This window comes from Ignavibacteriales bacterium (assembly GCA_020635255.1).
In the GTDB taxonomy this organism is placed as follows: Bacteria; Bacteroidota; Ignavibacteria; order Tepidaquicellales; family Tepidaquicellaceae; genus JAEYVS01.
The window spans coordinates 81,271-92,255 of the sequence record JACKAC010000004.1 but is presented as its reverse complement, the minus strand read 5'-3'; the positions used below and the strand labels follow the sequence as shown (position 1 = coordinate 92,255).

Annotated in this window: 11 protein-coding genes; 6 read left to right on the top strand and 5 right to left on the bottom strand. The window is 39.5% G+C overall.

Annotated elements, in window-relative coordinates; translation table 11 throughout:
• Positions 1-19: 19 nt before the first annotated feature.
• From H6614_13885 to H6614_13875, 3 genes are read right to left on the bottom strand one after another with little or no spacing between them, the layout of a single operon-like run.
• Positions 20-1,048 (bottom strand): SGNH/GDSL hydrolase family protein, encoded by a 1,029-nt coding sequence (locus H6614_13885; protein ID MCB9244762.1) that lies wholly within the window; start codon positions 1,046-1,048, stop codon positions 20-22.
• A gap of 4 nt (positions 1,049-1,052) precedes the next feature.
• The gene (locus H6614_13880; protein MCB9244761.1) at positions 1,053-2,078 is read right to left on the bottom strand and encodes an SGNH/GDSL hydrolase family protein; all 1,026 of its coding nucleotides are present in this window, start codon (positions 2,076-2,078) and stop codon (positions 1,053-1,055) included.
• A complete protein-coding gene (locus tag H6614_13875; protein ID MCB9244760.1) occupies positions 2,078-3,508 on the bottom strand; it encodes an MBOAT family protein in 1,431 nt (476 codons plus the stop codon). Before H6614_13875 ends, H6614_13880 begins: the two co-directional genes overlap by 1 nt.
• Positions 3,509-3,678: 170 nt before the next feature.
• Between H6614_13875 and H6614_13870 the strand changes: the two genes are divergently transcribed.
• On the top strand, positions 3,679-4,071 hold the full coding sequence (locus tag H6614_13870; protein MCB9244759.1) for a hypothetical protein: 393 nt from the start codon (positions 3,679-3,681) through the stop codon (positions 4,069-4,071).
• 62 nt (positions 4,072-4,133) lie between these two features.
• On the opposite strand, the gene H6614_13865 is transcribed toward H6614_13870, so the two are convergent.
• Entirely contained in the window at positions 4,134-4,607 is a 474-nt protein-coding gene (locus H6614_13865) for a DinB family protein (protein MCB9244758.1), read from the bottom strand.
• 289 nt (positions 4,608-4,896) lie between these two features.
• Between H6614_13865 and H6614_13860 the strand changes: the two genes are divergently transcribed.
• Together H6614_13860 and H6614_13855 are read left to right on the top strand one after the other, a co-directional pair.
• Positions 4,897-5,754, top strand: coding sequence for a leucine-rich repeat domain-containing protein (locus H6614_13860; protein MCB9244757.1), 858 nt, complete (start codon positions 4,897-4,899; stop codon positions 5,752-5,754).
• A 78-nt stretch (positions 5,755-5,832) separates the two neighbouring features.
• Positions 5,833-7,275 carry a hypothetical protein gene (locus H6614_13855; protein ID MCB9244756.1) on the top strand — a complete coding sequence of 481 codons (1,443 nt, stop codon included), beginning with the start codon at positions 5,833-5,835 and terminating at the stop codon, positions 7,273-7,275.
• Here the strand turns inward: H6614_13855 and H6614_13850 are convergent.
• Positions 7,272-7,697: a YjbQ family protein gene (locus H6614_13850; protein ID MCB9244755.1), complete on the bottom strand. Its 426-nt coding sequence runs from the start codon at positions 7,695-7,697 to the stop codon at positions 7,272-7,274. The two genes, H6614_13855 and H6614_13850, sit on opposite strands and share 4 nt — an antisense overlap.
• Positions 7,698-7,775: 78 nt before the next feature.
• Here H6614_13850 and H6614_13845 point away from each other — a divergent pair, with 78 nt between their 5' ends.
• The 3 genes from H6614_13845 (at position 7,776) to H6614_13835 (ending at position 10,886) form a co-directional block, all read left to right on the top strand.
• Positions 7,776-8,123: a hypothetical protein gene (locus H6614_13845; GenBank protein MCB9244754.1), complete on the top strand. Its 348-nt coding sequence runs from the start codon at positions 7,776-7,778 to the stop codon at positions 8,121-8,123.
• Between the two features lie 72 nt (positions 8,124-8,195).
• Complete coding sequence (locus H6614_13840) at positions 8,196-8,720, top strand: ferritin (GenBank protein ID MCB9244753.1); 525 nt, start codon at positions 8,196-8,198, stop codon at positions 8,718-8,720.
• Between the two features lie 126 nt (positions 8,721-8,846).
• Positions 8,847-10,886: a dehydrogenase gene (locus H6614_13835; GenBank protein ID MCB9244752.1), complete on the top strand. Its 2,040-nt coding sequence runs from the start codon at positions 8,847-8,849 to the stop codon at positions 10,884-10,886.
• Positions 10,887-10,985: the final 99 nt, after the last annotated feature.

Genomic DNA, 10,985 nt, shown 5'->3' with positions numbered 1-10,985 from the left:
TTACTTTTAAAAGTTATATCTAAAAGAAAGTATGTTTTGATATTAGGTTTGCAAGATAAGACCCGATAAGTTCATGCGCTTGTATATTCCAGTGTCCTTTATTACCGTTTTTATCTAAAAAATAAAGCTGTTTTCCATTTTGCTCTTCTGTTAATATAGGTTCTGTTACCGAAATAAAATTAACTCCGGTTTTTATTATGCTATCCCTTAAATTCAGTGACAATGGGATCATATCCCGATAAACTATTACATTTCCACTATTCCTCGAAAGCTCTTTGAATATCCTCATTGTAATTGGAGAAATAGTATTTGCAACAGTTTCTTGCTTTGGTGGAGTCTTTTTAAAGAGTTCTCCGAACTTACCGAATAGAATAAATGGCGTTTCTCCCTTTCCCGCGAGTGTCATACAATTTCGTATCATCATGACTGTAGGAGACACTTTTGAAAGCTCGATCCTGTCTAAATACCAGGGGTTCCTGCCGGCGGGAGGATCTGTGTAGTTTAGAATTATACTATCATTGATAAGAGTAGTGTGAGGCATTAAAGGTCGCAAAGTAGTATCTGATAGGTCTTCCCCGCTGATGAAAAACAAAGTAATATCGGGATCGAATTTGGAGACGAGGTTCTTGTCGAATGAATACATATCAGAAAGGTTGTAGCCGAACCTGCCGAAATTCATTACTTCGACATCTATGTTGTACTTTTGTTTTAGATCCCGTTCGAGCACAGCCCTTAGATGATTCCTATCAAAGTGTTGAAAGCCTTCTATATATGAATCTCCGAGAAGAGCTATTCGTATCTTGCCGGGAGTTTTTTCCATGTCATAACCCGGACCAATGTAACCGTATTCATTTATTGTTCCCATAGCGAATCCCTCGGTGGTCATCATATACTCGGAATTATTAATGAAAAGCCTGCCAAGATATTTATCATAATTATATATTAGCATCTGTGTGGTGCCGGTGTATTTAATGAAAAGATCGAGGAGAGACAGGGTGAAGATAAAAACTATACCGAAGATTAAAATATTTTTGATCGGCTTTGTCATAAATTTAATTTCTACGCATTTTTTCGGACAGCCGGCGCGCAAGGAATTCACCGATTACAATGTGGGTAGGGATATTCCAGTGACCGTCTCTGCCGATCGATTTCCAGTAATAAGGATCGATCTTGTTCTCTTCAAGAACTTTGAGTGTATCATTAACATCTATAAAGTCTATACCGCTTGATACTATCTGGGAATTCAGTGAAGGATTGATCCCGGCTTTATCATGGAAAACCATTACGAATGAACTGTCCTTTGAGAGAGTTTCAATGATTTTAATTAAAACAATATCGGTACCGGTATTACTAACGGTTTTAGTTTCTACATCTTTTTGCGGGTATAGTTTTCCGAATAATATTCCCGGGGTTTGTCCGCTTTCGCTTAGGTTAATGATGTTCCTTATTATTTGAAAAATGGGAAAGTATTTAGAGAGCTGGTTCAAGCTTAAAAACCACGGTGCGTTGCTCTTAAATTCGGGATAATGGAATATCTTTAGAGAATCGTTTTCGGTGTATGGATACGGCATACCGCTTTCTTTATTAACGTTTTCGAAATCATTATTCTCGACAAAGAAAAGTACCAGGTCAGGTTTGAAATCCTTTACAAAGTTTTCATAGTATGCATACATATCCGACATTGTAAATCCGCTTCGTCCAAAGTTCAGCACCTCTGCATTTATATTATATTTATTTTTTAACTCATCTTCGAGGATCCTGCCAAAATACTGCCTGTCGAAAGTCTGGTAAGACTCGACGTATGAATCTCCCAAAAGTGCTATCCGTACGGTTCCATTGCGTTTTTCCGGACTGTATTCTTTGCCAAGATAACTATACGCATTAACCGATCCCATTCCTAGTCCTTCTCCTGAGAATAGGTAAGGAGTGTTAGGGATCAATATTCTTCCGATAGTATTGTCATAAGAGTAAATACTTGGAGTGATGGCTTCAGATAGAAAAATGAACCTGTCGAGTAAAAGCAAGCAGACTACAAATACAAAAGTAAAAATAAGAATATTTTTTAGAGTCCGCAGCATTAGAATTGGAAATAAATGAACGGAAGTGGCTCCGACTGAAACATATATAAGAGCGTTGTAATTATAAGGGCAGAGAGTACTGCATATCTGACGGGAATAGACCTGATAAGGGTCATAAATGAATGTTTCTTTGTGTAGTATTCAAAGAAATCTGACAATAAGATCACGAACATGAAAATACCCGTAATTCGTGCAAACCTCATTGTGAATTCACCGCTTTGCCACTGAACGAATTTCCCTATTATCATAAATGCCTGAGGGAAACTCTCAGCTCTGAAAAATAACCACGTGATCAAAACCAATGTGAAAGTTACTAAAACTTTTAGTGAAAATAGAACCAGACTTTTTAAGGATGTATACTCGAAACGGCTTTTAATTTCTTTTCCTCTTAGTATCAGCTTATGTATTATTAGATATATCCCGTGGAGCCCTCCCCACATTACAAATGTCCAGTTTGCTCCATGCCAGAGTCCTCCTAAAAGCATCGTAAGCATTAGATTTACGTCTGTTCGAAATTTTCCTTTTCTATTACCGCCCAGTGGAATGTAAAGATAATCTCTCAGCCACGTAGAAAGGGATATATGCCATCTCCTCCAAAACTCGGTTATATTTGCCGATAGGTACGGCTGTTCGAAGTTTCTCATTAGCTCGACTCCAAACAGTCTTGCTGTACCGCGGGCTATACTGCTGTAACCGGAGAAGTCCGCGTATATTTGTATCGAAAAGAGCAGTAGTGCAAATAGGAGTTCATCGGACTTGTAATACCCGGGGTTAGAAAAAATATTATCTACTATCCTTCCTGTTGTATCTCCTATCATTACTTTTTTAAACATACCCGTAATGATAAGGATAATTCCTGTGTTTATCTGCTCCCTTGTCGGCTTGTTCATAATTTTGATCTGGGGCAGTAAGTGCCCAGCACGTTCGATAGGTCCCGCAACTAGTTGCGGGAAAAATGAAACATATAATGAAAAATCCGCGAAGTTGTCCGCCGGTTTCAGATTTTCTCTGTAAACATCGATCGTATATGACATTGTCTGGAAAGTATAAAATGAAATACCTACCGGGAGAATTATATTCATGTGAAGGTAATCCAGGTTGCCCCCGAATATACCCGCTACGGGTGAGATACTATCGACAAAAAACTGGAAATATTTAAAAAAACCCAGTATGCCCAGGTTTGTAAAGATACTCACCATGAGCCACGCTTTCTTCCGTGCCCGGTTATCGGTTTTATCGATATATTTACTTGCGTAAAAATCAACAATAGTAGAGATAAGAAGTAATGAGCAAAATCGCCAATCCCAGTATCCATAGAAAAAATAGCTGGCAAGAATAAGAAAATATTTTCTGTAATTACGTGGAAGAATGAAATACAAAGGGATTACCAGTGCAAGAAAAAACAAGAATATGAAGGAATTGAATAGCATATGTGAAAATAGCAAAGGAAATCAAATAGAAACAGGGGGTAATTTGGTTTTCGAAGGAATGAAACTTTATCACAATTGCTGGGTTAAATGATAGAATCGCTCAAATAATAGCCATTTTAAAATAAATTCGTAATTAATATATTATCCTAAATCAAACAAGGAGAAATCCAATGTTAAAAAAGCTACTAACAGCATCATTTTTCGTTTTTGCTTTATTTATGTTCTTCAATTCACAGGCACAAAGTCAGTCACTTTATTTTTGCGAAGGTGTAGACGATGACGGTTATCCGATCAGTTCTGCTTCTACTTTTAATATCAGCAGTGATGGCGGATACCTTTATGTTCTTGTTCGTATGCCTTACGAGATCAGCTCTTACACAGCAAAGTACGTTATTTACAGAAACGGTGATTATGACAATACCATTTACCAGGATACTCAAAAAGACTGGACATGGTTTTGGCAAAAGATCACTTTCTATAAGAGCGGTGATTATGACATATATGTCTATGACGGATATGATAATCTCCTGACCTCGGGATATTTGCGGATAAATTACAGGTAGGTAAAGTAAAGGCTGACAAAAAAGTATGCCTGGCTCCTTGGAGCCGGGCTTTTTTTATAAACTTACATTTGCTCGTCTGCAGTCGGACCAAACGTTTGTGGTACGGGCACATCGTTCATCCTGAGATAAACCCCCAGCTGTGCGCGGTGGTGTATCACATGGTTAAGAACAAAATCCCTCAGTACGCCGATCTTTGGAGCGGTAAAGAAAACGGTATCGCCATCTCTCATTGTCCAGTCTGACATCAGCACTTCGTCTGTCGCATTTTTAATTGCTTCAGCCGCCCCCGCTCTTTTCTCATCGAATAGCTTTAATAGATCCTCGGTCGTTTCGGCAACAACAGGCTTGTAGTCCATTTTGGAAAAATCGAGTTCATCCTGGTTTAAGGTTACATTTGCCCAGCCCGGTATCTCTGCAACATGCGATGCGAGTCTGCCAAGTGTAAATGATTTCTCGTGCGGTTTCCAGTCGGCTTTGTCGAGCGGCACTCTCTCGAGCATTTTCCGCGTCTTATCTGCCTCTCTCTCAAACTCCATCAGGAGCGCTTCACTTCTCGTCATTTTTTTATTGTTTAAGTTTTAGTATATGGGTTTTAAAAAATATTGAATTAATATTACATCCTCAATTTATAACGACCAGCTTCGGTTTTGGTTACAATTCCTTCATTTCGCTGTGTGTTAACTATAGAGTATTTACTTTAATTTTACATTTTTATTGTAAAATCAACACTTACTTGCTAACCAGAAATACAGCTCCTCCACTTATTTCTTGCATATTTTATAAGTATTTTTATTATATTTACGTAGGGTAAATTAAAACAGGTTTATGAAGAAAGGTAAAACCATCTTTTTAGTATTACTAACCATTGTTTTTTTAGGTACACTTCCGGGGAGTAACTTTGCTCAAAGCGGACCTCTTCCGCTTGCGGAATTACAAAGGACTGCGCTCTATAAATCGCTGGATGAGGCTCTGCAAAATCCATCGCAGGTTTACAGGCTAAATCTTACTAACCAAAATCTGACGGCTCTTCCGGCTGAGATCGGTACACTGAATAACCTGCAGTACTGCAATCTGAGCAAAAACCAGCTCACTTCGCTCCCTCCGGAAATAAAGCATCTGCGAAACCTCCAGTGGCTGATACTCGAAGATAATAACATCGCGTCTCTGCCTGGTGAAATTACAGAACTGACAAATCTCGAGGTGCTCAATCTCGACGGAAATTCAGCGCTCGACGTAGATGGAGCTTTTCAGGTTGCCGGTGCTATTCCTTCGCTTAAGGAACTCAGCATGAACAAGGTGCTGATCAATACGTTGCCAAAGAGTTTCTTTTCACTGAACAATGTCGAAAAGCTGTATCTTTCAAATACCGGGTTGAACTACTTCCCTGAAGAGATGGGACAGCTCTACAAGCTAAAAGTGCTGGACCTTACATTTAATAATATTGTAACGGTTCCCTCTGACATAGAGGATATGAAAAGACTTCTTGAAATATACCTTGGGGGAAACCAGATCACAAAGTTTCCTATAGAGATACAGGAGCTCAGATATACATTACAAAAGATTTCTCTCGCTTCGACAAGTGAAGTAAGCGGAAGCCTGGTTGGAAATCCTATTTCTGAAGAAGAAGTGATAAAACTCCAGCAATGGTTGCCAAAAACAGTAATAGAAAATATTTATAAATAGGGTTTTGGATTTTTAAAGTTGATTGTAACACTTTAGAGGGTTATTTTCTTATACACTTTTTTACAAATGAGAAATTGTATGAGGAAATTAACCCTTCTTTTTTTTGTAGTATTCCTTTCAATATCTGCGTCGCTATTTTCTCAATCCCCTACTGATACAAGATCAAACCTGTATTATTCATATATTATGGGTGACAGCATGCATACCAATACATTTCTCCTTTATAGAAAATATTCAGGTGACACATTAATAGATAAGCATGTCTTTAAGAAATTTATATGGGAAAAATTTACTAATAGTGATACAATTTTAAGCGTTACCCGAAATTTTGAATACTTTGATGAAGGCAAAGAGTATATTCTTTTGGATAGCGTGTTGAATGTTATCCATCATATAAAATTTCCTCCGGGACAGGAAAAATCCACAATATTTGGTGAGGAGTCTATGCTAGAGATTGAAGAATTTGATGAATTCGGATTTCCCGATTCGTGCTTTTCGTATTCGATCATCGGAAAAGATAAGTTAATTATATTTGATCAAGAAAATAGAGTGCCCATTATATTCCGTGACAGTACGGTGGTTTTGATGTATATGAATACTAATATTTATGCGGAGATAAGTGAAAAATTTAAGGAAGATGTTCCCGACCTTTCTAATGTAGATTTTGGATTTACATCCATAGGTGATAAGATGCAGGTAGTGATATCATTTGATATGGAAAGCTATAATCCCGGGGATCTCTCGGCTGTAACCCCAAATAATTTTTTGTCGTTATTGTCCGGGAAGAGTGAGGTGCCAATGCGGATCTATGAATATGAGTATATTAGAGATGAGATAATTAATGACTCAGAAAAAGCTGTTATTTCCGTAAAATATATAGATCCTTCAAGAGAGACATTAGATTTAGAAGAGGAGAAATGGGATAAGGACAGATCGAAAAGGAATGAATATTTTAATGTTAAAGGTAAACCAATTCTGTATTTTGATTTTGAGGAACAGGCTGGTCCTATCTTTATGAAAACCTCATCCATGAGAAACGTTCTCGGCATTGATTCATATGTATTTTCATTTCACTTCCCATATAATTATGGATTGAGATCAGATATATATTCCGTTTTTCCGGTTGCAATTCATTATGCCGCAGGAGAGGCTGCTAAAATTACATACCTTAAATTAGGCGAAAAAGAATACGGTGAATGGGTTGATTTGACCAGTGACCTAACACCGTCGGAAGTTACGGATGTTGAGGTTATAGATGCTGAGAATATTGAAGTAACCTTTTCCCTTCAGGAAGAATGTACAGTAAAACTATCCTTGAGTAGAGAGATTGCTTCATTTAAAGGAGCAAAAAAAGAAGACAGTATGGACGTTTTAGAAGAAACTTTCTCCAGGGGTAAGCATGTAGTTAAATGTAAACTTGACAAACCCCTTATCAAGGGGATGGAATATGAACTTTCTTTCTTTTACAGTAGGGATAGATTCAGAGGGTTTGGAGGTTTAATTTTTACAGCTGATTTCTAATCTCCCCAGATAGTAACAACGATTTTTCTTGCTCCGCCATTGTCCCTGTGCTCGCAAAGGTATATTCCCTGCCACGTGCCCAGGTTGAGTTCGCCCTTTGTGACCGGGACTGTAACAGAGTTTCCCATCATCGAACTTTTTATGTGAGCAGGCATGTCATCCGAACCTTCATAATTATGGAGATAGTAGGGCTCGTCTTCCGGGACGCACCTGTTAAAATATGACTCGAAATCCTTTCTTACCGTCGGATCGGCGTTTTCATTAATGGTTAATGAGGCGCTTGTATGTTTGATAAAAACATGACACATCCCCGTTCGTATGTCTTTAAGCTCGGGGATCTCCCTTACTACCTCGCCCGTAATTATATGAAATCCACGCGAATATGGCTTTAATTTAAACTCTTTCTGAATGAATTTGGTCATACTCTTGGGAACTTAGATTTCTCTTTCAGGTATCAATTATTAAATAATAAGTATTACATTTAATTAAATAACTGTAAAATGAAAGCTTCATTAAAAATTTCATTATTACTTTTTTTCCTTTTTACCGCGGGGTCTGCGTTTTCCCAGGTTGTCTATGTAACCAGTTGGAAAAGTGATGCCGATAAGAAAGTATTTATTACCAACTGGAAAAGCGAAGCGGATATGATAGTCTATGTTACCGAATGGAAATCCGACGCGAAACCAAACAGCGGGCTGTGGTATTTTACCGAATGGAAATCGGATGCCGATTGGAAAATATACTACACAAGCTGGAAGAGTGAGGCAGACCTTAAGATATACTTTACCGAGTGGAAGTCCGAAGCGGGCTTTACCGATAATTACAAGGGACCGAAGGAGCCCGATTGACATTTAATTTGCGACGGAATATAAGTATATTGCCTTAATTAAAGAATATTAACTAAAATTTTTGGAGGCATTATGCTTTTTTCCGATAAGATTCAGGAAGAACTGAATAAACAAATAAACAGAGAGTTCTATTCGGAATACACATACCTTTCGATGACTGCGTATTTTGAGTCTATCAACCTCGACGGCTTCGCTAACTTCTTTTATGTACAGGCGCAGGAGGAACACTTCCACGCGATGAAGATGTTTAATTTCGTCCATAGAATGGGAGGAGTAGTAACTCTTACCTCCCTCGATGGTCCGCCCGTCCAGTTCGATTCAATACTCGACGCATTCCAAAAAGCGCTCAAGCAGGAAGAGTTCATAAAACAATCAATTGATAATTTAGTAAACCTTGCTAAATCAGAAAGCAATCACGCTGTAGAGACCTTCCTTCAATGGTATGTAGATGAGCAGGTAGAGGAGATCGACCTCTTTAATAAGCGGATTGCTAACCTTGAGCTTATCAATGGTGAAGGACACGGATTACTAATGATGGACAATGAATTTGCGCAGAGAAAAGCCGGTCCCGAAATTACTTCCGGACAAATGAAATAGGATTTAGATAGATAAAAGCTATAAAAGGGTAAGATAATCGAAATCTTACCCTTTTTTGTTTTGAAATATTTCATTTAATGTATTATAGAAGATTAGTATTTTGATTAAAATTTGGTAACACAAGCTATGAAGCCTGAAAAACAAACAGGATTGGATATTGCAGATGCGCAGGACTTTGATGTTAGCATTAAATATGACAGAAAGGTAATAACAGACGAAGAGCTGATAACACTTTATCTTACTATCCTAAAGCCCCGGATGATAGAGGAGAAGATGCTCCTCTTGCTGAGAAAAGGCAGGATAAGTAAATGGTTTTCGGGTATCGGACAGGAGGCTATAGCGGTCGGTGTTACTAATGCACTCGAAGATGATGAATATATTCTTCCCATGCACCGCAACCTCGGTGTATTCACAACACGTAACATGCCTCTAGATAAACTTTTCATGCAGTTACAGGGAAAGCACGGCGGGTTTTCCAAAGGCAGGGAAAGATCGTTCCATTTCGGTTCTAACGAACATCATATTGTCGGAATGATCTCTCACCTCGGTCCCCAGCTGACTATTGCCGATGGTATTGCGCTCGCATGCAAACTCAAAAAAGAAAGTAAAGTTACGGCTGTCTTTACCGGTGAGGGCGGAACAAGCGAAGGCGATTTCCACGAAGCACTAAACGTCGCGTCCGTATGGGATCTTCCCGTCATCTTCATAATAGAAAATAATGGCTACGGACTTTCCACCACTATAAAAGAACAGTATAGGTGTGAGAGTCTCATAGATAGAGCCGCCGGCTATGGGATGGAAGGTTTTCAGATAGACGGCAATGATATAGTAAGAGTTTACAAAACAGTCAGCACACTTGCCGAGTCCATCCGCGCAAACCCGCGCCCGGTGCTCCTTGAGTGCATGACATTCCGTATGCGCGGGCACGAGGAGGCTTCCGGTACAAAATATGTCCCGCAGGAGCTCTTCACCATGTGGGAAAAGAAAGACCCCGTCAGAAATTACGAGACCTACCTCCTAAAAGAAGGCATTATCACCACCGAGTTCGTCGAGGAGACCAGGACCCAATTTGCCGAAGAGATAAACGATGCGATCGAGAAAGCATTATCTGCTGAGAACCCGAAGCCGGATACGGAGACAGAAGAAAGCAGTGTATATATGTCATACGATCAGGAAGTCGTAAGTCCTGAAAGTGACAAAACGCGGGAGATGAGGTTTGTGGATGCAGTGTCCGACGGACTCAGGATCGCGCTCAGGAGATATGATAACTTAGTGGTGCTGGGACAGGATATTGCGGAGTATGGAGGAGTATTTAAGGTGACGGAAGGATTTTATGAGGAGTTTGGGAAGGAGCGGATAAGGAACACGCCAATATGCGAGTCGGCGATCATTGGAACGTCGCTGGGACTCTCGATAAAAAAGATGAAATCGGTCGTGGAGATGCAGTTTGCGGATTTTGTTACGTCGGGATTTAACCAGGTTGTAAATAATTTAGCAAAGATATTCTACCGGTGGGAGCAAAACGCCGATGTGGTAATAAGGATGCCAACCGGTGCGGGAGTAGGAGCGGGACCGTTTCACTCACAATCGAACGAGGCATGGTTCTTTCACACGCCCGGCTTAAAAGTGGTTTATCCCTCAACGCCTTACGACGCGAAGGGTTTACTTCTAGCAGCTATAGAAGACCCAAACCCAGTAATGTTCTTTGAACACAAATTTCTGTACAGAAAACTCAAAGACCAGGTGCCGGAGGATTATTATACGGTGGAGATAGGTAAGGCGAGGATAGTGAGGGAAGGCAACGACATAACTATTATTACATACGGTCAGGGAGTCTATTGGGCTATGGATATATTGAATGAAAACCAGGATATAGACGCAGAAGTGATAGATCTCAGGACACTATTACCGCTGGATAAGGAGACTATATTTTCATCGGTAAAAAAGACCGGGAAGGTATTGATTTTACATGAAGATTGTATCACAGGGGGAATTGGCTCGGAAATTGCTGCATTGATATCCGAAAAGTGTTTTGAATACCTGGATGCGCCTGTATTCAGGGCCGGAGGACTTGATACACCGGTACCATTTGCAGCAGAACTGGAGCAGAACTTTTTCCCACTGGATAGGGCGAGGAAGTTATTGCGTGAACTGTATGATTATTAAGAACTTTTTCAAGGTAATGTTAATTTCCGCTGTGATTTTAGATATTAATTAGTATTATTCGTTTCAGGATTTTGATTTCACTCTAACTTATCTGGGCAA